This is a genomic window from Streptomyces sp. NRRL S-455 (assembly GCF_000717875.1).
In the GTDB taxonomy this organism is placed as follows: Bacteria; Actinomycetota; Actinomycetes; order Streptomycetales; family Streptomycetaceae; genus Streptomyces.
The window spans coordinates 186,938-208,762 of sequence record NZ_JOCT01000002.1 but is presented as its reverse complement, the minus strand read 5'-3'; the positions used below and the strand labels follow the sequence as shown (position 1 = coordinate 208,762).

The window sequence follows — 21,825 nt, the reverse complement described above, 5'->3', positions numbered from 1 at the left end:
ACTGACCTGCGAGAGCGCTTCACCTCGAGCGACGGCGCCCTTACGCGCAGCACGCGAGCCGCGGTGGGACACCGCCGGGCCGGCAGGCGGGCGGGCAACGGGGGAGGGTCACGTGCACGACGAGTTTCTGTGCCACGTCACGGCGTACGGAGTCTGCGACGGCCGCCGCATCGGAGTGCCCCTCGGCACCTACCGGGCACCCACTCTCGCCCTCGCCCTGTGGTGGCTGCGCGACCGCGCCTCCTGGATCGCCCAGCGCCTCGACCCCCGGCCCGACGCCGAGCACTTACCGCCGGGCGCGCTCGTGCCGGTCCCCGACACCGTGCCCGACGTGCCCGCGCTGCTGCGCGCCTGGTGCGCCGATCCCGCGCAGCAGGAGCGGGTCGCCGAGGAGTTGGCGGCCGGACGGCTGGTGCGGATCGCCACCAGCGACGACACCACCGAGTACGAACTGCTCGCCGAGTCCGTGGACGCCCTGCGAATGCAGCGGACGGCTTCCACGCTGGGCGTGCCCGTGGCCTGACCCGCTCACCGAGTCACATACCGGGCAGATCGGTAGAATCTTGGTCATGGCGCAGCCGTCGGTAGCACCAGAACTCGTCCTGGAGACCGAGACGGGCTCCACGGTGATGACGCCGGGCCACGACTACCACGTAGGACGCGACCCGTTGAGCGACATCGTCCTCGACGACGACCGGGTCTCATGGCACCACGCCGTGCTGCGACCGAACGACGGGCACTGGACCATCCAGGACGCGAACAGCACCAACGGCACCTACACCGATGGCCGGCGCGTCCGCGAGTGGGACGTCGGACCCGGCAGCGTCATCCGCTTCGGCAGCCCGGCGGACGGGCCGCGCGTCACCCTGCTGGGCCGTCCCGCGCCGACCCCGGAGCGCCCCTCCGCAGTCTCCATGCCGGCCTCGACCGGAACCTACCGGCAGCCGACGACCGTACGCCCGCTGCCCACCCGCACGGTCCGCATCGGCCGCGCGACGGACAACGATCTGGTCATCGACGACCTGGTGGTCTCCCGGCGGCACGCCGAACTGCGCGCCCTGCCCGACGGCACGTACGAGATCACCGACCTGGGCAGCCACAACGGCACGTACCTCAACGGCAGCCCCGTCACCAGCGCCCCGGTCGGCCAGGGCGACATCGTCGGCATCGGCCACTCGGCGTTCTGCCTGGTCGGCGACGAACTCCAGGAGTACGTCGACACCGGCGAGGTCTCCCTCGACGTGCAGGACCTCACGGTCACCGTCGACCGAGGCCGCAAGACGCTCCTCGACCACGTGTCCTTCCCGGTGGAGGAGAAGTGCCTGCTCGCCGTGGTCGGACCGAGCGGCGCCGGCAAGTCCACGCTCCTCAACGCCCTCACCGGCCAGCGGCCCGCCGGCCACGGCACCGTCCTCTACGACGGCCGCGACCTGTACCACGACTACGCGGAGCTGCGCCAGCGCATCGGCCTGGTCCCGCAGGACGACATCCTGCACGCCCAGCTGACCGTCCGCAAAGCACTCTCCTACGCCGCCGAACTGCGCTTCCCGCAGGACACGGCCAAGGCCGAGCGGCGCGCCCGGGTCGACGAGGTGATCCGCGAACTGGGCCTGGAGCAGCGCGCCGACCAGCCCGTGCACAGCCTCTCCGGCGGCCAGCGCAAACGCGTCAGCGTGGCCCTGGAGCTGCTGACGAAACCGTCGCTGCTGTTCCTCGACGAGCCGACCTCGGGGCTGGACCCCGGCATGGACCGCTCGGTGATGCACATGCTGCGCGGCCTGGCCGACGACGGCCGGACCGTCATCGTCGTCACCCACAGCGTGCTCAGCCTGGACGTCTGCGACCGGCTCCTGGTGCTCGCGCCCGGCGGCAGGATCGCCTACTACGGGCCGCCCGAGGACGCCCTGCCGTACTTCGGCTTCGAGCAGTGGCCGGAGGCCTTCGAGGCCTTCGACCGGGACACGCACCGCGGCTGGGCCGAGGAGTACCTCGAGTCGCCCTTCCACACCCGGTACGTCGCCGACGCCACCGCACAGCCCCGGCAGCCCCGGTCCGAGCCTGTCGTCATCACCGCGCCGCCCCGGCCGCGCAGCCGGTCCGCCCAGCTGAACACCCTGATGCGCCGGTACGCCTCCGCGCTCAGCTCCGACCGCACGTTCCTGATCATCATGATCGCCCTGCCGTTCGTGATGGGCGTGATGGCGCGGGCCCTGTCGGGCGGCGAACTGACCGCCGACACGGCAATGAACACGCTGCTCATCCTCTGCGTCGGCGCGGTACTCACCGGTGCCGCCAACGCGGTGCGCGAGCTCGTCAAGGAACGCGTGATCTACCAGCGGGAGCGGACGGTGGGCCTGTCCAGATCCGCGTACCTCATGTCGAAGGTCGTCGTGCTGGGCGTCATCACCGTGCTGCAGGCGGTGGTACTGACCCTGGTCGCCCTGCTCGGCGTGGACCTCGGCGCGCCCGGCGGTGAAGGCGTGCTGATGCCGCCCCTGGTGGAGATCGCGGTCGCCGTCGCCCTGCTGGCGTTCACTGCGATGATGCTCGGGCTGCTCATCTCGGCGCTGGTGCGCAAGGAAGAGGTGACGATGCCCCTGCTCGTGCTCGTCGCCATCGTCCAGGTCGTCTTCTGCGGCGCCCTGCTGAAACTGGACGGCGTGCCCGGGCTCGAGCAACTCGGCTGGCTGGTGCCGGCGCGCTGGGCACTGGCCGCGATGGCCGGCACCGTCGAGCTGGCTCGGATCGTGCCCGACGACCTGACCGAGGACCCGCTCTTCGAGCACTCGGCGGGTACCTGGCTGCTCGACGTCGGGATGCTGGTCGTGTTGTCGCTGCTCTTCGGCTTCCTCGTGTCCCGGCTGCTGCGCCGGCACGAACCGGCCGTGATGCGGAAGTAGGGGGCGCCTGTGACGACTCCCGGTTTCCGGCCCACCCACATCGTCCCGCAGCACGGGATGCCGGCCTGGGAGGCCCCCGACCCGGCCCGGCCCACCGTGGACCTCGACGCCCTGCTGCCGGTGCAGCTCCTCGAACGGCAGGGCGACTGGGGGCATGTGCTGTGCTTCAACGGCTGGGCGGCCTGGGTCGACGGCCGCCGCCTGGTCGCGATACCCCAGGACCCGCCCTCGGCGGACGGTCCGCTCACGCGCAGTGCCGATCCGCGTCCGCTGCTGGGGCGCGCGCAGGAGGCCCTGGCGCGTTACCGGTCCGCGGTGGAGGACCTCGCGAACGGCATGGACGGGGAGTCCTTCCACACCCGCACGCACGGGCTGCGGGTCGGTGTCGTGGTCGACGGCGAGTCGGTGTGGCTCTACGACGCGGCGCACGGGCACTGGGTGTATTCCGAGGGCGCCGGGACGACCACTTACGCGACGGACGAGACACCCCGGGCCGACCCGGCGTCGCGCCCGGCCCGGGCCCCGGCGCGTGCCCCGACGCGGGTCGTGCCGCCGGAAGCCGCGGGGGAGACGCCCGGGGCCGAGGAGGGGCTCCGGGCTGAGGAGACGGCTCGTCCCGCCGGGGCGCCCGCCACGCCGCCCGAGCCCACGCGGGTGGTGTCGCCCGAGGCGCCTGAGCCGCCACGAGACGCGCCGCCTGCCGCTCCCGAACCGACGCGTGTGGTGTCCTCCGACGCTCCCGAGCCCACGCGCCTCGTCTCTCCCGAAGAGGCCGAGGAAGTGAGCAGGCCCGCGGAGGCGCCGCCCACGCGTGTCGTGTCGCCCGGGGAGACCGAGGAAGAGGAACAGCCCCCGGAGGCGCCGCCCACTCGGGATGTGGGGTCAGAGCCGACCAGGGTCGTGTCGCCCGAGGGTGATGCCCGGTGAATCGCGAGACGAGTCTGTTCTCGGGGCGGCCGTCCGAGCTGATCGGCCAGCAGATCGCCGGGTACCGCATCGAGCAGGAGATCGGGCGCGGCGGCATGGCTGTCGTCTACCGCGCCCGCGACCTGCGTCTGGAACGCACCGTCGCGCTCAAGCTGCTCGCCCCCGAGCTCGCCCGCAACGACACCTTCAGGCGCCGGTTCACCCACGAGTCCAGGGCCGCCGCCGCGATCGACCACCCGCACATCGTGCCGGTGTTCGAGGCCGGCGAGACCGACGGCGTGCTGTACATCGCCATGCGCTTCGTCGCCGGCAGCGACCTTCGCCATCTCCTGGACCGGGAAGGCCCGTTGCCTCCCGCGACAGCCCTGCGCGTCGCCGCGCAGGTCGCCTCCGCGCTCGACGCGGCCCATGAGCACGGTCTGGTGCACCGGGACGTCAAGCCCGGCAACATCCTGGTGTCCCGCGGCACCGACAGCGACCACCCCGAGCACGTCTACCTCACCGACTTCGGCCTGACGAAGAAGTCGCTGTCGCTGACCGGCTTCACCACGGTCGGCCAGTTCGTCGGCACGCTCGACTACGTCGCCCCCGAGCAGATCTCCGGCAAGCCGGTCGACGCCCGCTGCGACGTCTACGGCTTCGCCTGCGTCGTCTACGAGATCCTCGCCGGCCATCCGCCCTTCCGCCGGGACGACGACATGGCCCTGCTGTGGGCCCACCAGTACGACGCCCCGCCGCCGCTGACCGACACCCGGTCCGATCTCGCCCCGCAGACCGATCCGGTCTTCGCCAGGGCCCTCGCCAAGAGCCCCGACGACCGGTACCCGTCCTGCCTGGACTTCGTCGCCGCCCTGCGGGCCGCGACGACCGGCGGCGTGCCCGATGCCGGGCGCGGCCCCACCCCGGTGCCCCGGCAGTCGGAGAACGAGCGGCCGAAGCCGCCCCCGCGCTGGGCCGAACCGGTCTTCCTGGAGCGGATGTAGACACGGCCACCGGACAGTCGTGTGCCCGGCGTCAGCCCTCCTGCCCGGCGCGCACCTCGCCCCGCCGCCGTACCTGCCGTGCCAGGAGCGCCCCGGCGAACCCGGTGACCAGCCCCCACGGGACCGCCAGACCGACCGCACCCCACAGCCTGGGCCTGAGGAACAGCTCGCCCGTCAGGCCACCGCCCAGGTCGCCGAGGCCGAGCACGGACAGGCCGTAGTGCGCGGAGATGCGCCCGACCAGACAGATCATGAACACGGTCAGCATGAGGGCGACCGCCATGTGCACGGCGTGCTGCCAGGTCCGGATCCGGGCCGGTGACCGGGCCGCCATCACGAACGCGGCGGCGACCAGCAGCACCACGTCCACGACCAGCAGCCACCACACCCTGCCGTCGTACTCGGAGAGCGTCCGCAGGTTGAGCTCGGAGATGTCCGGGGTGCGCAGCACCTCGTCGAGCACATGCGGCATCGGCAGTCCGAACGGCCCCTCCACCCGGCCGTTCCAGGTGGCTCCCAGGCCGATCGTGAACGCGAGCCAGACCAGGTTGGGCATGCCGAGCAGGATCACCGCGAACGTCTCCCTGGCGTGCCCCTTGGTGGCCGCCACGACCAGGGCGATGACCACGCCGATGGCGACGCAGGCCAGCAGCAGCGCGACCATCGCGTAAGCGGCCGGCCGCACCGACGTCTGGAAGCGCAGCAGCCCGGCCGGCAGCGGCGCCCCGCGCGACACCAGCAGGGCCAGCACCAGCACACCGGCCAGCCACACCACGCCGACGAACACGGACAGCGGAACGTCGGTGGTGAAGCCGATCTTCGGCGAGGCGCCGAAGATGTCCCCCAGTTCACCCAGCGTGTCGTCACCGAGCGAGATGTCGAAGGTGTGGCGGGCGGCGAGCGTCAATGCGATCAGCGCGAGAAGCCACAGGGAAGCGATCCTGCCGGCCCAGCCGGCCAGCTCCGCGGTACCGGCGACCGCGCGGTGCCGCAACGGCCGGAGGAACCCCCAGGCGATCACCAGTGCCCCGGTGAGCGTGACGGACAACGGGATCACCGTCAGGCCCGCCTGCGTGTCGGCGAGGTCGCCGGCGCTCCCGGAGAGCCGCACGGTGCCCCCGACGGCCGTGACCATCGTGGCCGCGACGACGGGTCCGAACGCGCCGTCCGGGAGATCCGCGGCCCCGGCCGCCCACAGTCCGAGCGAAGCCACTACCGCCATGGCGAGCAGTCCGCCGACCACCGTGACGAGGGCGTGCACCCAGCCGTGGCGGGCGACCGCCCGCTCGCCGGAGGTACGAGCCTGGCCGAAGGGGGTGCGCGAACTCACGCTGCCACGCTAAGCAGCACCGGTGCCGGGCGCCCGTCGGGAGGTCCGTCCGCGTCGGCTTGCGGGGCAGACGGGACTGGGGCACACAATGAACTCGTAGTGGAACAAGCGGCGTACATCGGTGCATAACGCACCAAGAGTGTGAAGGCCGCAGAGAACCACGTGGGAAGAGAGCTCGTGAGCGTCGAACCGCCGTCCTCCGGCCGCCCCACAGGGCCGCCCTCGGGCCCGCTGTCCGGCCCCTCCCAGCCGCCGTCGGGGGGCGGCGGGCCGCCCTCCGAGCCGCCCAGCGGCGGCGGTACGTCGCCGGAGCCCCGTCGCCCGTGGTGGGGTTCCGCGCCCCGTGTCGCGCTGATCGCCGGCGCCGTCGTGGTGGCCGTGATCCTGGCCGTGGTGTTCACCCGGTCCGACGGCGGCACCGGCGCCTCCGACGGCGCCACCAGCACGTCCGACGGCGAGGTCTTCCTTCAGCCGGCGGCGGACACCGGGCCGGACCCGTTCACCGACTCGACGGCCGAGCAGAGCTCCGCCCCGCCGGTCACTCCCACGCCCGCCGGAACGGCGCCGCAGAACACCGTCCGGGGCGTGCGGGGCGGAACGCCCGGCCTGTACGGCGGCACCCGCAACGTCTCCAGCTGCGACGTGGAGAAGCAGATCACGTACCTCAGGGAGACCCCGGACAAGCAGCGCGCGTTCGCCTCGGTCCAGCGCATCGACCCGCCCGACGTTCCCGCCTACCTGCGCTCGCTCACCCCTGTGCAGCTGCGTATGGACACCTGGGTCACCAACCACGGCTACAAGGACGGCCGGGCCACCAGCTACCAGGCCGTCCTCCAGGCCGGCACGGCCGTACTCGTCGACGACCGCGGTGTGCCCCGGGCGCGCTGCGCGTGCGGCAACCCGCTGAGCCCGCCGGTCCCCCAGCGGACCCCGTCGAAGACGACCGGAGACAAGTGGCCGGGGTACAGGTCGTCGGGCATCGTCAGGGTCACACCCGCGCCGGAGCCCGTCGAGGTCTTCGTCGTGTGCGAGCCCGACGGCGAGTGGTTCGAGCGTCACAAGGGCGACACGGGCAAGAAGGACCGCAAGACCGAACCGCCGGACGGGGCGTCCCCGTCGGCGACCGTGCCCACGCCGACGTCGCCGACGGACTCGACCTCGTCGCAGCCGCCCACGAGCGAACCGCCGACCTCGGACACGGAGACGTCGTCGGAGCCGCCGACGGACGAGTCGCCGCCCCCGACCGGGAACGACACCGGGGGTGAAACCGGGACCGACACGGGGACCAGCCCCGGAGGTGAAACGTCGGAGCAGGCCCCGGCATCCTGACTCAGCCGGCGCGCACCACCAGGGCGTACTCGCCGAGCCCGAGCAGACGGTCGGCCGGAAGATCGCCGTGGACGGTACGGACCGCCTCGATGCGGCCGGTCTCCGGCTCGAACACGACGTCCTGGACCGTGCCGAGCTGGTCGCCCGTCTCGGAGAGGATCCTCAGACCCGGCAGTTCGTGATGCGGCGGTACCTCGGCCGGGGCCGTGGGCGAGCGGACGAGCACGGCGTCCGGACCCACGGCGTGCAGGGCGCCCCAGGCCAGCACCGTCTCCCTGCGGGGGTGCCTGCCGCGCACGCGGACATGGGTGACCACACCCGACGGGGCGTCGACCGTCAGCGACCTCAGGACGCCGATCTCCTCCGCTTCGGCCAGCGTCAGCACCGGCAGACCCCGGGCCTGTGAGAACAGCATCATGACGGCGCCCCCTTCCGGCCCGCGTGGAAGGCGCCGGCCCGGGCCGCGAAGGACGGCAGGTCGCCGGCGATGTAGCGGGTGGCGTCCGCGGGGATGACCAGCGCCCGGCCCGAGACGGCGAGCGTCTCGCCACGCGGAACGTAGACCCGGTGCCGACGGCGCCTCGAACCCTGCACCAGCGCCTTGTCCGCGGCGATCCGGAAACCCACGACCCGGCCGCTGGTGCCGCCCTCGACGACCACGTCGAGGACCGTGCCGACCGCTGTGCCCTCGTCGGTCAGCACCCGCGCGTGCAGGACCCGGCCCTGATGGGCCTCCCGGCGGGCCACCACGACGGGTGTCTCCGCCAGGACCCCGGCATCGGCGATCATGACCGCGTCATGGCCCAGCGCGTGCACCCCGGCCCAGGGCAGGCTCTGCTTCAGGGGGCCCGACAGCAGGCCCCGGCCACTGAGCGTGAAGCCGGTGATACGCCCGGCCCCGGCATCGAAGACGGTGTCCTTGATCTGCGCGACCGCCTCGCCGCCCAGGGTGACCACCGGCAGGGTCGTCAGGCTCCGCGCCGCCATCAGTTCGTTCATGGCAGGCCCTTCCCGCCGCGCCGGCGCCGGACCGCGATGACCGTGCCCGACCGCCGGCCGGCCTGCACGGCGAGCGTCACCGCCGTGACGGCGGCGAGCGCCGCGACCACCATGACCAGCCACATCCACCAGACCACCGCGCACCTCCGGCGATCCGCGCCGGTCGCCCTCGACCGGCCCCTGACTTCCGGGTGCCCCGCGCACGGGGGACAATGCCCTGCGGGACGGGCCGAGGACCTGTCAGGACTGCGAAGCCCGGCTCGGGGTACGAGCACTGGTGCAGAGCGTCCGGCCAGTCCGGCTTCCCAGAGAGAAACGCATGATCGACCACCTGGACGGGGCAGTGATACCGACTGGTTTCGACGTGCCCGTGGAACCGCTTCGGCGGGCGGCACACTACACCGGCGAGCAGGGATGCATCGCCGAGGCGCGGTCCTTCGCCGCGCTCTTTCTCGACCAGCTCAGGACCGAGTGGTGTGCCCGCATCGACGACCGGGCCGACGGCGCAGTGCAGCTCGTGGTGAGCGAACTGGTCACCAACGCGGACCGGCACAGCAACGGGCCGTACATCCTTGAGCTCGTCGGGACGGATACCTCGGTGACCGTGTCGGTCTACGACAGCAGCTCCTCACTGCCTCGCATCTTTCCCCGCAATCCCGAGCGCATCGGGCGGCACGGTCTGGAGATCGTCCACGCGCTCGCGGAGGAGGTCGACGTGGAACGGGTGCCGGTGGGCAAGCGGGTGCGCGCCGTGCTGCCGCTCGAGAGCGGAACCAGCGCAACCAGCGCAACCAGCGGATAGGCTGTCCGGGGCCGTCAGGGAGTGATGTCAGGCGGGCCGCCTTTGTGCCGTCCGCTGGTCAGTCGTTCGCGGCGACAACTGCGCCCGGACACACTCGGGACACACGCGCGGGTGCCGCCCCCGAAGAGGGGACGGCACCCGCTGGTTCCGTCCTCGCCGGCCGTGTCAGGCGCAGCCCAGCTCGCCCAGCATGCCTTCGCGCAGCCGTGTGATGATCCGCTTGATCAGCCGGGAGACATGCATCTGGGAGCAGCCGAGCCGCTCACCGATCTCCGCCTGGGTGGCCTCCTCCACGAACCGCATGTGGATGATCTGCCGGTCGCGCTCGCTGAGCTCGGCCATCAGCGGGGCGAGTGAGTGGAAGTCCTCGACGAGCCGCAGACCGTCCTCCTCCACGCCGATGAAGTCGGCCAGGACCGCTTCGCCGCCCTCCGGGCCGTCGCCGGTGAGCGCGGCGTCCAGCGAGGACGAGTTGTAGCCGTTGGAGGCGATCTGCCCCTCGACGACCTCCTTCTCGGAGATGTTCATCAGCGTGGCCAGTTCGGCGACCGTCGGCTCGCGGTCCAGCCGGCTGGCGAGCTCCTCACGGGCCTTGGCCAGCTCCACCCGCAGCTCCTGGAGCCGCCGCGGCACGTGCACCGCCCACGTCGTGTCCCGGAAGAACCGCTTGATCTCGCCGACGATGTACGGCAGCGCGAAGGAGGTGAACTCGACCTCGCGCGACAGCTCGAACCGGTCGATGGCCTTGATCAGGCCGATCATGCCGGTCTGGACGATGTCCTCCATGTCGTCACCGCGGCCCCGGAACCGGCCTGCCGCGAACCGTACGAGCGACATGTTCATCTCAATCAGGGTGTTGCGCGCGTACTGGTACTCGTGCGTGCCCTCTTCGAGTTCCGTCAGGCGCTGGAAGAACTGGCGGGACAGCTCCCTGGCGTCCCGCGGAGCCACGGACCGGGGGTCCACGACTCCGGGCAGTGCTGCGTCACCCGCGCCGGCCTCGGCGTTCTGCTCGGCGGCCTGTGCCTTCGACCGGATCACGGCGGTCTCCATTACCTCTCCCACGAAAGTCACGGCGGACATCTGCCTAGGTCCTTCCGAGTTGCGGGTACCCGGGTGGTCGCGCACCATGCCCCCTGACTTTACGCGGGGCGGAAAGGGAGCGGAACCAGCCGTTCCGAAGTCTGTGGTTCCGATGATTCCACCCAGGGCGGAACGCCGGGCCCTTCCCCTGGCGAACGGGGTTCCTAGGCTGGAGCGGTGAGCTACCACGTGCCGAACGAAGCCCGAGTCATTCCTCTGCGCCCGCACGGCGCGCGGCCTGCCGGCGCCCCGCCGCGCCGGCCCTCCCCGGCTCCCGCCGCGAAGGAGCCCCTGTGGCGCGACCTGGTCGGTGACGTCCTGCGCCGCGAACGTCTGGCGCAGGAGCGCACCTTGAAGGACGTCGCCGACGTGGCACGGATCTCCGTGCCGTACCTCTCGGAGGTGGAGCGAGGCCGCAAGGAAGCCTCTTCGGAGGTCCTCGCGGCCGCCGCCCGCGCCCTGGGCCTGGGCCTCGGCGACCTGCTGGCGAGGGCGCAGGGCGAACTGACCCGCGTCACCTCGTGGTACGCGGGCGGCAGCCGTCGCGGGGCGTCCCCGTCGTCGCACGACGGACTGTGCCTGGCTGCCTGAACCGAGTGGGCCGGCCGGTGCCTCAGACCTTCACGAGACGCCGGCTGAGCACCTCGTCGGCCAGCCCGTAGCCCACCGCCTCCTGTGCGGTGAACACCTTGTCGCGGTCCATGTCGGCCCGCAGGGTCGCCACGTCGTGGTGGGTGTGCCGGGCCAGGACCTCCTCGACCTGGGAGCGGATCCGCACCATCTCCTTGGCCTGGAGCGCCAGATCGGAGACCATGCCGCGCTGCCCCCCGGTGGCCGGCTGCCCGAGCAGCACCCGCGCGTGCTCCAGGACGTACCGCCGTCCGGGATCCCCGCCGGCCAGCAGCACCGCCGCCGTGGAGGCCGCCTGCCCGACACAGAGCGTGGAGACCGGGGCCTGCACGAACGTCATGGTGTCGTAGATGGCCATCAGCGAAGTGAACGAGCCGCCGGGGGAGTTGATGTAGATCGCGATCTCGCTCTCCGGTGACGCCGACTCCAGATGGAGGAGCTGCGCGATGACGACGTTGGCGACACCGTCGTCGATCTCGGTGCCCAGGAAGATGATCCGTTCCGACAGCAGCCGGCTGAACACGTCGTACGACCGCTCGCCCTGCGGGGTCCGCTCCACGACGTTCGGAATCGTGTAAGTCCCCATCACTGAAGCCCCATCCTGCGCCGGGCGGCCGCCGGGCGGACGTCCGTGAGGGACTCCACGACCTGGTCCACCATGCCGTACTCCCTGGCCTCCTCGGCCGTGAACCAGCGGTCGCGGTCCCCGTCCCTGGAGATGGTCTCCGGGCTCTGGCCCGTGTGCTCGGCGGTGATCCGCTCGATGGTCCGCTTGGTGTGCTCCAGGTTCTCCGCCTGGATCTCGATGTCGGCGGTGGTGCCGCCGATGCCGGCCGACGGCTGGTGCATCATGATGCGCGCGTTCGGCAGGGCGTAGCGCTTGCCCGGCGCGCCGACACTGAGCAGGAACTGGCCCATGCTGGCCGCGAAGCCCATGGCCAGAGTGGAGACGTCGTTGGGGATGAGCCGCATCGTGTCGTAGATGGCGAGGCCCGCGTGCACCGCGCCGCCCGGGCTGTTGATGTACAGGCTGATGTCGGTGCGCGGGTCCTCGGCGGATAGGATCAGCAGCTGGGCGCAGACCCGGTTCGCGGAGACCTCGTCGACCTGGGTGCCCAGCAGCACGATGCGCTGGGCGAGCAGCTGGGCGGCGAGATGGTCGTCGAAGCGGGTCGGAGGGGTGTCGCCCTCCTCCGCCCGCGGGGCGAGTGTCGTGAGTGCGGTCATCGGTTCTCCTCGTCGTGGCGCAAGTGCCGCGGACAGACCGCGGACGTGCCGTCGACTCCACTCTTGGCCGCGGACGACGCCCGCAGGCGGTTTCTCTGCCCTGGGCAGATCCGCTACCGGCGGAGCGCGCGGGCTCAGGCCTTTCGCGCAACTGGCCGAAGAACGCCCGCACATCACCCGCCGGCAGGCCGGGCCCCTCCGTCGCCGCGAAGTGTGTCCCGCCCGACCGATGAGTTTCGCGGCGTGGGCCGGTCGACATGGATGACAGCGATTCACGCTCCGGGAGGTACTCATGGCATCCGACGGCTTCACCACATGTCTCTGGTTCGACGGCCAGGCCGAGGAGGCCGCCCACTTCTACGTCTCGATCTTCAAGAACTCCAGCGTCGGCAAGGTCGCCCGCTACCCCGAGGGAGCACTCCAGCCCGCCGGCAGCGTGATGACCGTCGAGTTCACGGCCAACGGCCACAAGTTCCTCGGGCTGAACGGCGGACCCCAGTTCACCTTCACCGAGGCGACCTCCTTCATGATCTACTGCGAGAACCAGGAGGAGATCGACTACTACTGGGCCAAGCTCACCGAGAACGGCGGCGAGCCCGGACCCTGCGGCTGGCTCAAGGACAGGTACGGCCTGTCCTGGCAGGTCGTCCCGGACCGGCTCGACGAGATGGTCTCCGACCCGGACCCGGCGAGGGCGGCCCGCGTGACCCAGGCGTTCATGGCGATGGGCAAGTTCGACATCGCCGCCCTGGAGAAGGCGTACGCGGGCGAGTGACGTACCCCCGAAGACGAGGGGCCGTCCGTCCTCGCCCGCGAGGACGGACGGCCCCCTACGCCGCCTCGGCCAGGATCTCCCTGATGACATGCCGGGAGTTCGCCGCGACCGGCGGGTTCGTCTCCCAGTAGTACGGCAGCGCGATGACCGCGATCGACAGGGCCCAGCCCCGTCCCCGGGCCCACTCGGCCTCGTCCACGCCGATGGCCTCGCGGAAGACACCACGGGCCTCAACGGGCAGCAGACACCAGGCGGCGATGAGGTCGACCGCGGGATCGCCCACCCCCACCGTGCCGTAGTCGATCACGCCGGTCAGCCGTCCACCCGCGACCAGCAAGTTCCCGGCCATCAGGTCGCCGTGCGCCCAGAGCGGCGGACCGGCGTACTCCGGGGCGCGCAGGGCCTCCTCCCACACCGCCGTCACCGCCTCGGTGTCGACCCGCCCCGCCAGTTGCGCGAGCGCGTCCCGCAGGAACGGGTCCCGGGCCACCAGAGGCACGCCCCGGTAGCCGGTCGGGCCTCCCGCCGGGTCGATCCGGCGCAGGGCCGTGACGTAGGCCGCCAGGTCCCCGGCGAGCAGCTCGGGTTCCCCGAGCTCACCCGGGACCGGGTTGCGGCCGTCCAGCCAGCGGTACACCGCCCAAGGCCACGGGAAGTCCGCGCCGGGCTCGCCCCGCCCCAGAGGCTCCGGCGCGGCGGCGGGCAGGCCCGGTCCCAGCCGCGGCAGCCAGCGCAGTTCGTGGTCGATCGCCTCGACGGCCCGGGGATGCCGGGGGAGTCGCACGACCTTGTCCGCACCGAGGCGGAACATGGCGTTCTCGGTTCCGGAGGACGCGAGGCGCCGCAGGGGGAGCCCCGCCCACTGCGGGAACCGCCACGCGATCAGCCGGCCGACGAGCGAGACGTCGATGTCCACCTCGTCCTCATGCATTCGCACCGCGCACATGGCGCCCATTCGAGCGGTCAGGGCGCCGACTGTCGAATGGTTTTGGTGATCTCCCGGGCGATGCGCAGGATGCCGGGGGAGCGGACCGGGCAGGGCTTCGGCGTGGACGTGGTGGGCGCCAGGCAGAAGTGCAGGTAGTCGTCGTCGCGGTGCAGGGCCGTCCGTCCGCGGCCCGGCTGGGTGCAGTAGTCGGGGTGGGCGCGCTCGTGGGCGGTGCAGGGCAGGTACTGCGTCCAGGCGTAGCGGTCCGGGGCCGGGCTCACCGTCTTCCCGGCATCGGCGACGATGTCGTCCGAGGCGGCGGCCAGCCGCTCGTACAGCCCGTTCACCCGCCGCACCCGGTCGGGCGTGATCGGGTCCGGCCCCTGCAGCACCCACACGATCCGCGGCCGGCGGGATCCGCCGGCCGCGGTGATCTGCTCGACGAGCCGGTGCGCGTCGGCCTCGTACCGCTCGAAGTACTTCTCCCGGGACGCGTCGTACGTGATGCCGTCCATGCACCAGGTGAAGTCCCAGGCGTTGCCCCAGAACTGCAGCACCACGAAGTCCGGCCGCAGTGATCGCACCAGGGCGGCCGCCTTGTCCCGTGCCGGTACGAGCGATCGCTCCGCGGTGCCCTCCAGGTAGTCGCACAAGGTGGTGCCCGAGTAGGGGGCGCTCGTGTACCCGGCCCGCAGCTCGCGGCGCAGTTCCCGGCCCAGGACCTTCTGGTTCTCCATGGCGAGCGAGTCGCCGAGGTACAGCACCCTGGGCGCCTTCACGGGCGTGCGGGCACTGGGTGAGGCGGGAGCCCGCTGGTGGGTCGTGGCGGACACGGCCGGGGAGGACGGCGGAGGCGCCTGCGGGCCGGAGGACGGATCGCCGCACGCACCGAGCAGCAGCCCCGCCACCAGCATTCCCACGATCCACGGTCCGCGCATACGCAACTCCCGCCCCGGTCGGCGAAACGGCTCCCCAGGCAAGCACGGCACCGGCCGGAGCGGAAGACGCGGGTCGGCCATTGACATGCGACCGTGGCCGATGACATGCAGCCGTGACCGACGACTTGACGACCGGTCAGGCCCGGTCGGCCGCGAGCGGCCGGCCCGGCCTTCCGGGGCCTGCGCCACGTCCTGACGCGAGCCTCCTCACGTCCAGTCGTTCTCCAGCACCGCCGCCCCGTCGAACCGCCCCGCCTTGAGATCACCGAGTGCCTCCGCGGCCCGCGACAGGGGATACCGGTGCGTCGTCGCGCGTACTCCGTACCTCGCCGCCAGGGACAGGAACTCGCGGCCGTCCGCGCGCGTGTTGGCGGTGACGCTGCGCAGCTGCTTCTCGTGGAACAGCTCGGTCTCGTAGTGCAGCGGCGGTGTGTCCGTGAGGTGGATGCCCGCGATCGCCAGGACACCGCCCCGGTCGAGGGCACGCAGTGCGATCGGCACCAGCTCGCCCACCGGCGCGAACAGGATCGCGCTGTCCAGCGGCTCGGGCGGCTCCGCGTACGCGTCCTGCGCGGAGGCGGCGCCCAGCTCCAGCGCCAGCCGCCGGGCGTCCGCACCGCGCGTCATGACGTGCACGGTGGCTCCCTCGGCGACCGCCACCTGCGCGCAGAGATGGGCGCTGCCCCCGAAGCCGTACAGCCCGAGCCGCCCGCCGGGTGGCAGCGCGGCCCGTCGCAGAGCGCGGTGGCCGATGATGCCCGCGCACAGCAGGGGTGCCAGCGCCACGTCCGGGACGTCCTCCGGCAGCCGGTACGCGAAGGCGGCCGGCACGGTGGTGTACTCCGCGTAACCGCCGTCGGCGTACCAGCCCGTGTACTCGGAGCGGGGACAGAGGTTCTCCGCGCCGCGCGCGCAGTACGCGCAGCCGCCGTCCGTGCGGCGCAGCCAGGCCACGCCGACCCGGCAGCCCGCCTCGAAGCCGCGCACCGCCGCACCCGCCCCCACCAGCTCGCCCACCACCTCGTGACCGGGCGTGACGCCCAGCCGGTGCACGGGCAGGTCGCCCTCGGTGACATGCAGGTCGGTGCGGCAGACACCACAGACGCGCACCCGCACCAGCAGCTCGTCGTCCTCGGGCACGGGCACCGGTTTCCCGACCGGCCGCAGGGATCCCTCCTCGACCGGACCCGGCCGTACCACCGACCACGCGCGCATCGTCCCGTCCGCCATGCCGTCGCTCCTCGTCCCACCGAGGTGCCCTCCCCGCCCAGTCTGCGACGGAACCATCCGCTCGGCGCGCGGGCAGGCCCGCGGGTGACTAGCGTGAGGAAACGGACTATTCGCTCATCTCGAGAGGGTCGTAGTCATGGCCGTGCAACCCGAAGGAACCCCGTGCTGGGCCGACGCGATGTTCAGCGACCTCGAAGGCGCCAAGAGCTTCTACGGAGACGTCCTCGGCTGGACCTTCGCCGAGGCGTCGGCGGAGTACGGCAACTACACCCAGGCGTACGCGAACGGCAAGGCGGCCGCCGCGGTCGTCCCGCCCATGCCCGGGCAGGAGGGCCAGTCGCAGTGGTGCCTGTACATCGCCGCCGAGGACGCCGCCGCCACCGCCGCCCGGATCCGCGACAACGGCGGCGAGGTGCTGATGGAGCCGATGCAGGTCGCCGACTTCGGCAGCATGTGCCTGGCCCGCGACCCCGGCGGCGTGGTCTTCGGCGTCTGGCAGGCGGGCACCCACGAGGGCTTCGAGGTGATGGCCGAGCCGGGCGCCTACACCTGGGCCGAGGTCTTCACCCGCGAGCCCGAGAAGTCCGACGCGTTCTTCCCTGCCGTCTTCTCCTACCGGCAGCGGGACATGGAGCACGATGAGATGGACTTCCGGGTCTACGACCTGGGTGAACGCAGCGTGCTGGGCCGGATGAAGATGACCGGGGAGTTCCCGCCCGAGATGCCGCCGTACATCAACGTGTACTTCGCCGTCGACGACTGCGACGAGGCCGTGGCGAAGGCCGCCAAGCTGGGCGGTGTGCTGCGGTTCGGCCCGATGACCACCCCCTTCGGACGGTTCGCGTCCCTGAGCGATCCGCAGGGCGCGAACTTCTCGGTGATCGACACCACGACGACCGAGGGCGACATGCCGAAGCTGACCGACGTGTCCTAGCCAGGGGGTCTCCGGCCCTCCCGGCCGGGCCGCCCGTGCGGCCATGGCATGATCGGCCTCATGTCTGAACGTGTTGTGGCCGCGTGTGACGGGGCTTCGAAGGGAAACCCCGGGCCCGCGGGCTGGGCCTGGGTCGTCGCCGACGCATCCGAGAGCCCGGTGCGCTGGGAGGCCGGGCCGCTCGGCAAGGCCACCAACAACGTCGCGGAACTCACCGCGCTGGAGCGTCTGCTGACCGCGACCGACCCCGGCGTGCCGCTCGAGGTCCGGATGGACTCGCAGTACGCGATGAAGGCCGTGACGACCTGGCTGCCCGGCTGGAAGCGCAACGGCTGGAAGACGTCCGCCGGCAAGCCGGTCGCCAACCAGGACCTCGTCGTGCGCATCGACGAGCTGCTGGACGGCCGCTCGGTCGAGTTCCGCTACGTGCCCGCCCACCAGGTCGACGGTGACCGGCTCAACGACTTCGCCGACCGCGCCGCCAGCCAGGCCGCCACCGTCCAGGAGCCCGCGGGCAGCGAGCTCGGTTCGCCCGAGCCGCCGCCCGCCCCGGACACCCCGGTCAAGGCCCCGCGCTCCCGGTCGCGCGGCGGGACGGCGCGCACCACGAAGAAGACCTCGTCGCGCACCATCAAGGCGAAGTTCCCCGGCCGCTGCAGTTGCGGCCGCTCCTACGCCGCGGGCGAGCCCATCGCCAAGAATGACGTCGGCTGGGGCCACCCGGAGTGCCGGACGGCGGCGACCGTCTGACCGGCCGGTTCGGTTCCGGTCAGACGTCGAACGTGTAGTGCGGCGTGTGGTCCAGCAGATCAGCCGGACTCGTGTCGTGCCACGGCCGCATCGTCTCGTTCAGGTCGATCACGTTCGGCGTGCCAGCGACCGGCAGATAGCCGGAGCCCGGGTGCCGGCGCTGCCACTCGGCCCACAGCTTGTCGACGTACGCGTGGTGCAGCCAGAACACCGGGTCGTTGGGGGAGGCCCCGGTGGCCATGTGCCCGCCGACCCAGACGTGCACCCGGTTGTGCAGATTGACACCCCGCCACCCTTCGAGGTGGTTGCGGAAACCGTCCGAGGCGCTGTTCCAGGGCGCCATGTCGTACGTCGGCATCGACAGCACCGACTCGACCTCGGCCGCCGTCGGCAGCGTGCGTCCCCCGGAACCGAGGGTGCGCCGCAGGAACGTACGGCCGTCGACCCGTACGTTGATCGGCCAGTTGCCGCCGGCGGCGGCGAACGGCCCGTCCGGCACGCGGCCGTCGCGCTCGCGTCCGGTCCCGCCGAGGAAGTCGGGCGCCCACAGCGAGGCGCGCGGCGAACGGTCGACGGTCCAGTCCCAGTACGGCAGGGCCACCGACGCGTCCACCGCCTGCAGCGCCCGCTCGAACTCCAGGAGGAATCTCCGGTGCCAGGGCAGGAAGGACGGCGAGCGGTGCCCCGTCCGCTCGCCGTCGTCGGTGTCGGAGACGATGAACGCGTTGTGCGTCGTGACGAACTCGTCGTAACGGCCGCTGCGCTTCAGCTCCACGAGGGCGGCGACGAAACGCCGCTTCTCGTCGGCGGTCAGGGCGGACTGGTTCTTGCGGACGGTCATGTGCGGGCGCTCCAGGTGCCTTTGGGGCAGGTCAGTTGACGGCGGGGAAGGGGAGCAGGGGCGCGCCCTGCAGTTCGTCGACGGCGGCGCGGGCGGCGGCGCGCGGGGTGGCCACCGGGTCGTAGTGGCTGACGACGCTGATCCAGGTGCCGTCGGCGTTGCGCATCACATGCAGCTCCACGCCGTCGACGAGGACCGTGTATCCGGCACCGTGGTGCTGGTGACCGGCTCCGGTGGCCGGCCGGCCCTGTATCCGGCGGCCCCTGTAGACCTCGTCGAAGGCTCCGGGGGAGTCGTGGTGCCCGGCTGCTGCGGCCGGGGTGATCCCCGGCAGCGTTCCCGCGGACGTGGCGAGGACGGCCGCGGCGGTGAGCGCACGGCGACGGCTGAGTTCCGGCATACGGATCTCCCGGGGTTCGTTCGGCTGATGGCCCCGCATGCCTACCGCCGCCTCCGGTACCGGGAGAAATCCCCGCGAGCCGGTTGGCTGTGATCCGGGCAATTCCCCTTATGTCGTGCAAGGTTGAACCAAGATGATCTTGCCGTCCGGGGTGCGCGCGTGGACGCGGAAGGGGAAATTCCGCCGGGGGAGGGTGATGTCGCGGTCGTTTCTCCCCGCGCGCTCCGCTGCTCGTGGTGCGCGTCACGCCACGAAACTGGCGCGATCTTTCGCGGTGCGGGCACACCACACCCCCGGCACCACGGATGACAGACTGGGCCTCATGGACGAGCGCACATTCGACAGGTCGGGTCAGCACGCTTCCGTCGTCGGTCTCGGTACGTGGCAGCTGGGTGCCGACTGGGGCGACGTCGACGACAAGGACGCCCTCACGGTGCTGGAGACGGCGGCCGAGTCCGGGGTGACCTTCTTCGACACCGCCGACGTGTACGGCGACGGCCGCAGCGAGCAGACCATCGCCGCGTTCCTCAGCGGCAGGCCGGACCTGCACGTCCTGGTCGCCACCAAGATGGGCCGCCGGGTCGACCAGATCCCCGAGAACTACGTGCTCGACAACTTCCGCGCGTGGAACGACCGTTCCCGGCGCAACCTCGGCGTCGACCGTGTCGACCTGGTGCAGCTGCACTGCCCGCCGACGCCCGTCTACTCCACCGACGAGGTGTTCGACGCCCTCGACACCCTGGTCGAGGAGGAGCGCATCGCCGCCTACGGCGTCAGCGTCGAGACCTGCGCGGAGGCACTGACCGCGATCGCCCGGCCGGGCGTGGCGAGCGTGCAGATCATCCTCAACCCGTTCCGCATGAAGCCCCTGCGCGAGGTGCTCCCGGCCGCCCGCGAGGCGGGCGTCGGCATCATCGCCCGCGTCCCGCTGGCCTCCGGTCTGCTGTCGGGCAAGTACACCCGGGAGACGGTCTTTCCCGCCAACGACCACCGCACCTACAACCGGCACGGCGAGTCCTTCGACGTGGGCGAGACCTTCTCGGGCGTCGACTACGTCACCGGCGTCGAGGCCGCCGCCGAGTTCGCCGCGCTCGCCCCCGAGGGATACACCCCCGCCCAGCTCGCGCTGCGCTGGATCATCGAGCAGTCCGGTGTGACCACCGTGATCCCCGGTGCCCGCTCACCCGAGCAGGCCCGCGCCAACGCGGCCGCCGCCCGCCTGCCGGAGCTGCCCGGCGAGACGATGACGGCGATCCGCGACCTTTACGACCGGCGAATCAAGGATCAGGTGGAATCCCGCTGGTAGAGCCCCTGGCTCCGCTCACGGCACCAGGAGCAGCTGCCTCTCCTGCTCCTGGTCGCCGGACGCGACACCGTCGTCGCGGGCGGTGAAGGCCCGGGTGAGCGTGTCGCTCGCCCGCCGCACGGCCTCCGGGGAGCCCTGCACGGTGACGGTGACCGGCGCCGACAGGCGCTCGGCGCCCTCCCGGGCGCTCCCGGCGTCCGTGTCGCCGTCGAAGGTCGCCATGTGCACCGTCGCGTTCTCGTCGGCGGGAAGCTCGTCCGGCGCACCGAACGTGCCTTCCAGGGCCCGCACGACCGCGCGGGCGTCATCGGCGCCCCCGCCGCTGAGCGTCACGGTGAGCTGCGTACCGGACATGCGTCCACGACCTCCTTGAGCTGTGCGTCAGGTCGCCGTCCGTGTAACCGTCCGCTGATCGCTCAAACCGCCGCGTGGCCGGGACGACAGCGGCTTTCGGGGAATACGCGTGAGGGAAGCACTTCGGCTCACACCGGGGAGGAACAGTGGCGAACGCGGCAGAGGGCGGGATCAGGCGCCGGGGGCGCGACGAGACCGAGGACGAGAGAGCGGACCGGATGTGGCAGGAGCTCATCCAGGAGGTCCGTGTCGCCCAGATGGGCGTGCAGATCCTGTTCGGTTTCCTGCTCACCGTGGTGTTCACCGAGAAGTACGACGACCTGACCGGCACGGACCAGACGATCTACATGGTCACGGTCGTCCTCGGCGCGTGCGCGACCGGGGCCCTCATCGGACCGGTGTCCCTGCACCGCCTCGTCTCCGGGCGGCGCATCAAACCCCAGGCGGTACGGCTCGCCTCCCGGCTGACCCTGCTCGGCCTCGTGCTGCTGCTCGCCACGACGACCGCCTCACTGCTGCTGATCCTGCGGGTGGCGACGCGCGACGGCTTCGTGCCCTACCTGGTCGCCGGCGTGGTCTGCTGGTATCTGCTGTGCTGGTTCGTCCTGCCGCTGTGGGCCCGGTACCGCCACACGTCGGAGTGACGGGCAGCCCGCACCGGCACGGCCGGGGCGAGCCCTCCGCGCGAGTGCGGCTCCCCGGCCCGCCGGCGCGTCAGCCCCCCGCGATGACATCCGCGAGGAAGTCGTCCACGTGGACCTCCTCGCGGCCCGGCGGGACCAGCTCGTGGGTCTCCCGGAGGAACGCCGCGAACGCCGGGGCCCACGCGAACACCACCGCGTGGTGACGGCCGCCGTCGGGCCGGGCGTCACCGAGGAACTCCATGCGCAGCTCCCGCCACACGCCCCGCGACTCGGGACGCATCCGCACGTCCCCCACCCCGACGGGACGCCGCAGCGCGTCACCGAGCATCTCCCGGTCCAGCTGCCACCGGGCGAGTACGCGGCCGTCGTGGCTGAAGACGACCGTGACGGCGAACGGGTCCGTCGTGTCGTAGCTCAGGTGGGCGAGCACGGAGAAACGGTCCGTGCCACCCGACTGCAGCTGCACCACCAGGGTCTTGTGGACGAACGAGTTCACGAGAGGGCCTCCGGGAAGA

Annotated in this window: 26 protein-coding genes; 12 read left to right on the top strand and 14 right to left on the bottom strand. The window is 71.9% G+C overall.

Going from position 1 to position 21,825, the window contains the following annotated elements:
* Positions 1-112 precede the first annotated feature (112 nt).
* The 4 genes from IE97_RS0103540 to IE97_RS0103525 are packed head-to-tail and all read left to right on the top strand — an operon-like array spanning position 113 to position 4,810.
* A complete protein-coding gene (locus IE97_RS0103540) occupies positions 113-523 on the top strand; it encodes a hypothetical protein (RefSeq protein ID WP_030230702.1) in 411 nt (136 codons plus the stop codon).
* A 46-nt stretch (positions 524-569) separates the two neighbouring features.
* Entirely contained in the window at positions 570-2,900 is a 2,331-nt protein-coding gene (locus tag IE97_RS0103535; protein WP_030230693.1) for an FHA domain-containing protein, read from the top strand.
* A 9-nt stretch (positions 2,901-2,909) separates the two neighbouring features.
* Positions 2,910-3,827, top strand: a complete 918-nt coding sequence (locus tag IE97_RS43695; protein WP_420706048.1) for a hypothetical protein — start codon at positions 2,910-2,912, stop codon at positions 3,825-3,827.
* Positions 3,824-4,810: a serine/threonine-protein kinase gene (locus IE97_RS0103525; protein ID WP_030230685.1), complete on the top strand. Its 987-nt coding sequence runs from the start codon at positions 3,824-3,826 to the stop codon at positions 4,808-4,810. The genes IE97_RS43695 and IE97_RS0103525 overlap by 4 nt, the downstream gene beginning before the upstream one ends.
* 31 nt (positions 4,811-4,841) lie before the next feature.
* Here IE97_RS0103525 and IE97_RS0103520 read toward each other — a convergent pair whose 3' ends face one another.
* Positions 4,842-6,140, bottom strand: a complete 1,299-nt coding sequence (locus tag IE97_RS0103520; RefSeq protein WP_030230682.1) for a streptophobe family protein — start codon at positions 6,138-6,140, stop codon at positions 4,842-4,844.
* Between the two features lie 177 nt (positions 6,141-6,317).
* Between IE97_RS0103520 and IE97_RS0103515 the strand changes: the two genes are divergently transcribed.
* On the top strand, positions 6,318-7,469 hold the full coding sequence (locus IE97_RS0103515; RefSeq protein WP_234310553.1) for a DUF6777 domain-containing protein: 1,152 nt from the start codon (positions 6,318-6,320) through the stop codon (positions 7,467-7,469).
* Position 7,470: 1 nt separating this feature from the next.
* Here the strand turns inward: IE97_RS0103515 and IE97_RS0103510 are convergent, their stop codons facing one another.
* Genes IE97_RS0103510 through IE97_RS42385 form a run of 3 tightly spaced genes read right to left on the bottom strand, consistent with a single transcriptional unit; the run spans position 7,471 to position 8,605 of the window.
* A complete protein-coding gene (locus IE97_RS0103510) occupies positions 7,471-7,887 on the bottom strand; it encodes a PRC-barrel domain-containing protein (protein WP_030230674.1) in 417 nt (138 codons plus the stop codon).
* A complete protein-coding gene (locus tag IE97_RS0103505) occupies positions 7,884-8,468 on the bottom strand; it encodes a PRC-barrel domain-containing protein (protein WP_030230670.1) in 585 nt (194 codons plus the stop codon). The genes IE97_RS0103510 and IE97_RS0103505 overlap by 4 nt, the downstream gene beginning before the upstream one ends.
* Positions 8,465-8,605, bottom strand: coding sequence for a hypothetical protein (locus IE97_RS42385; RefSeq protein WP_199807018.1), 141 nt, complete (start codon positions 8,603-8,605; stop codon positions 8,465-8,467). Before IE97_RS42385 ends, IE97_RS0103505 begins: the two co-directional genes overlap by 4 nt.
* 182 nt (positions 8,606-8,787) lie before the next feature.
* Between IE97_RS42385 and IE97_RS0103495 the strand changes: the two genes are divergently transcribed.
* Entirely contained in the window at positions 8,788-9,270 is a 483-nt protein-coding gene (locus IE97_RS0103495; protein ID WP_030230668.1) for an ATP-binding protein, read from the top strand.
* Between the two features lie 165 nt (positions 9,271-9,435).
* Here IE97_RS0103495 and IE97_RS0103490 read toward each other — a convergent pair whose 3' ends face one another.
* The gene (locus IE97_RS0103490) at positions 9,436-10,323 is read right to left on the bottom strand and encodes an RNA polymerase sigma factor SigF (protein ID WP_030230665.1); all 888 of its coding nucleotides are present in this window, start codon (positions 10,321-10,323) and stop codon (positions 9,436-9,438) included.
* Positions 10,324-10,530: 207 nt separating this feature from the next.
* On the opposite strand from IE97_RS0103490, the gene IE97_RS0103485 reads away from it, so the two are divergent.
* Positions 10,531-10,944 (top strand): helix-turn-helix domain-containing protein, encoded by a 414-nt coding sequence (locus IE97_RS0103485; RefSeq protein ID WP_030230662.1) that lies wholly within the window; start codon positions 10,531-10,533, stop codon positions 10,942-10,944.
* 22 nt (positions 10,945-10,966) lie between these two features.
* Here the strand turns inward: IE97_RS0103485 and IE97_RS0103480 are convergent, their stop codons facing one another.
* Positions 10,967-11,569 (bottom strand): ClpP family protease, encoded by a 603-nt coding sequence (locus IE97_RS0103480; RefSeq protein WP_030230658.1) that lies wholly within the window; start codon positions 11,567-11,569, stop codon positions 10,967-10,969.
* A complete protein-coding gene (locus IE97_RS0103475; protein WP_030230656.1) occupies positions 11,569-12,210 on the bottom strand; it encodes an ATP-dependent Clp protease proteolytic subunit in 642 nt (213 codons plus the stop codon). Before IE97_RS0103475 ends, IE97_RS0103480 begins: the two co-directional genes overlap by 1 nt.
* 292 nt (positions 12,211-12,502) lie before the next feature.
* Here IE97_RS0103475 and IE97_RS0103470 point away from each other — a divergent pair, with 292 nt between their 5' ends.
* Positions 12,503-12,985 (top strand): VOC family protein, encoded by a 483-nt coding sequence (locus tag IE97_RS0103470; RefSeq protein ID WP_030230654.1) that lies wholly within the window; start codon positions 12,503-12,505, stop codon positions 12,983-12,985.
* Positions 12,986-13,040: 55 nt separating this feature from the next.
* Here the strand turns inward: IE97_RS0103470 and IE97_RS0103465 are convergent, their stop codons facing one another.
* From IE97_RS0103465 to IE97_RS0103455, 3 genes are all read right to left on the bottom strand, one after another.
* Entirely contained in the window at positions 13,041-13,931 is an 891-nt protein-coding gene (locus IE97_RS0103465; RefSeq protein ID WP_037843961.1) for an aminoglycoside phosphotransferase family protein, read from the bottom strand.
* A gap of 17 nt (positions 13,932-13,948) precedes the next feature.
* On the bottom strand, positions 13,949-14,851 hold the full coding sequence (locus IE97_RS0103460; protein ID WP_030230648.1) for an SGNH/GDSL hydrolase family protein: 903 nt from the start codon (positions 14,849-14,851) through the stop codon (positions 13,949-13,951).
* A 207-nt stretch (positions 14,852-15,058) separates the two neighbouring features.
* Positions 15,059-16,066: a zinc-binding alcohol dehydrogenase family protein gene (locus tag IE97_RS0103455; protein ID WP_199807025.1), complete on the bottom strand. Its 1,008-nt coding sequence runs from the start codon at positions 16,064-16,066 to the stop codon at positions 15,059-15,061.
* 151 nt (positions 16,067-16,217) lie between these two features.
* Here IE97_RS0103455 and IE97_RS0103450 point away from each other — a divergent pair, with 151 nt between their 5' ends.
* Complete coding sequence (locus tag IE97_RS0103450) at positions 16,218-17,015, top strand: VOC family protein (protein WP_030230643.1); 798 nt, start codon at positions 16,218-16,220, stop codon at positions 17,013-17,015.
* A 48-nt stretch (positions 17,016-17,063) separates the two neighbouring features.
* Positions 17,064-17,765, top strand: a complete 702-nt coding sequence (locus IE97_RS0103445; protein WP_030230641.1) for a ribonuclease H family protein — start codon at positions 17,064-17,066, stop codon at positions 17,763-17,765.
* Between the two features lie 19 nt (positions 17,766-17,784).
* On the opposite strand, the gene melC2 is transcribed toward IE97_RS0103445, so the two are convergent.
* Positions 17,785-18,606: a tyrosinase MelC2 gene (melC2, locus tag IE97_RS0103440; protein ID WP_030230638.1), complete on the bottom strand. Its 822-nt coding sequence runs from the start codon at positions 18,604-18,606 to the stop codon at positions 17,785-17,787.
* A gap of 31 nt (positions 18,607-18,637) precedes the next feature.
* Positions 18,638-19,006 (bottom strand): apotyrosinase chaperone MelC1, encoded by a 369-nt coding sequence (gene melC1 / locus IE97_RS0103435; RefSeq protein ID WP_030230636.1) that lies wholly within the window; start codon positions 19,004-19,006, stop codon positions 18,638-18,640.
* 322 nt (positions 19,007-19,328) lie between these two features.
* Here melC1 and IE97_RS0103430 point away from each other — a divergent pair, with 322 nt between their 5' ends.
* Complete coding sequence (locus IE97_RS0103430) at positions 19,329-20,312, top strand: aldo/keto reductase (protein ID WP_030230633.1); 984 nt, start codon at positions 19,329-19,331, stop codon at positions 20,310-20,312.
* A 15-nt stretch (positions 20,313-20,327) separates the two neighbouring features.
* Here IE97_RS0103430 and IE97_RS0103425 read toward each other — a convergent pair whose 3' ends face one another.
* Positions 20,328-20,666, bottom strand: coding sequence for a hypothetical protein (locus IE97_RS0103425; RefSeq protein WP_030230630.1), 339 nt, complete (start codon positions 20,664-20,666; stop codon positions 20,328-20,330).
* A gap of 146 nt (positions 20,667-20,812) precedes the next feature.
* On the opposite strand from IE97_RS0103425, the gene IE97_RS0103420 reads away from it, so the two are divergent.
* Entirely contained in the window at positions 20,813-21,310 is a 498-nt protein-coding gene (locus tag IE97_RS0103420; protein WP_030230627.1) for a DUF6328 family protein, read from the top strand.
* 70 nt (positions 21,311-21,380) lie between these two features.
* Here the strand turns inward: IE97_RS0103420 and IE97_RS0103415 are convergent, their stop codons facing one another.
* The gene (locus IE97_RS0103415) at positions 21,381-21,806 is read right to left on the bottom strand and encodes an SsgA family sporulation/cell division regulator (protein WP_030230625.1); all 426 of its coding nucleotides are present in this window, start codon (positions 21,804-21,806) and stop codon (positions 21,381-21,383) included.
* Positions 21,807-21,825: the final 19 nt, after the last annotated feature.

Excerpts from the sequence above, each read along its gene's own strand:
- IE97_RS0103535 (WP_030230693.1), top strand. The coding sequence starts at position 570 with ATGGCGCAGCCGTCGGTAGCACCAGAACTCGTCCTGGAGACCGAGACG.
- IE97_RS0103510 (WP_030230674.1), bottom strand. The coding sequence starts at position 7,887 with ATGATGCTGTTCTCACAGGCCCGGGGTCTGCCGGTGCTGACGCTGGCC.
- IE97_RS0103505 (WP_030230670.1), bottom strand. The coding sequence starts at position 8,468 with ATGAACGAACTGATGGCGGCGCGGAGCCTGACGACCCTGCCGGTGGTC.
- IE97_RS0103495 (WP_030230668.1), top strand. The coding sequence starts at position 8,788 with ATGATCGACCACCTGGACGGGGCAGTGATACCGACTGGTTTCGACGTG.
- IE97_RS0103490 (WP_030230665.1), bottom strand. The coding sequence starts at position 10,323 with ATGGAGACCGCCGTGATCCGGTCGAAGGCACAGGCCGCCGAGCAGAAC.
- IE97_RS0103480 (WP_030230658.1), bottom strand. The coding sequence starts at position 11,569 with ATGGGGACTTACACGATTCCGAACGTCGTGGAGCGGACCCCGCAGGGC.
- IE97_RS0103475 (WP_030230656.1), bottom strand. The coding sequence starts at position 12,210 with ATGACCGCACTCACGACACTCGCCCCGCGGGCGGAGGAGGGCGACACC.
- IE97_RS0103470 (WP_030230654.1), top strand. The coding sequence starts at position 12,503 with ATGGCATCCGACGGCTTCACCACATGTCTCTGGTTCGACGGCCAGGCC.
- IE97_RS0103465 (WP_037843961.1), bottom strand. The coding sequence starts at position 13,931 with ATGTGCGCGGTGCGAATGCATGAGGACGAGGTGGACATCGACGTCTCG.
- IE97_RS0103460 (WP_030230648.1), bottom strand. The coding sequence starts at position 14,851 with ATGCGCGGACCGTGGATCGTGGGAATGCTGGTGGCGGGGCTGCTGCTC.
- IE97_RS0103455 (WP_199807025.1), bottom strand. The coding sequence starts at position 16,066 with ATGCGCGCGTGGTCGGTGGTACGGCCGGGTCCGGTCGAGGAGGGATCC.
- IE97_RS0103450 (WP_030230643.1), top strand. The coding sequence starts at position 16,218 with ATGGCCGTGCAACCCGAAGGAACCCCGTGCTGGGCCGACGCGATGTTC.
- IE97_RS0103445 (WP_030230641.1), top strand. The coding sequence starts at position 17,064 with ATGATCGGCCTCATGTCTGAACGTGTTGTGGCCGCGTGTGACGGGGCT.
- melC2 (WP_030230638.1), bottom strand. The coding sequence starts at position 18,606 with ATGACCGTCCGCAAGAACCAGTCCGCCCTGACCGCCGACGAGAAGCGG.
- melC1 (WP_030230636.1), bottom strand. The coding sequence starts at position 19,006 with ATGCCGGAACTCAGCCGTCGCCGTGCGCTCACCGCCGCGGCCGTCCTC.
- IE97_RS0103430 (WP_030230633.1), top strand. The coding sequence starts at position 19,329 with ATGGACGAGCGCACATTCGACAGGTCGGGTCAGCACGCTTCCGTCGTC.
- IE97_RS0103425 (WP_030230630.1), bottom strand. The coding sequence starts at position 20,666 with ATGTCCGGTACGCAGCTCACCGTGACGCTCAGCGGCGGGGGCGCCGAT.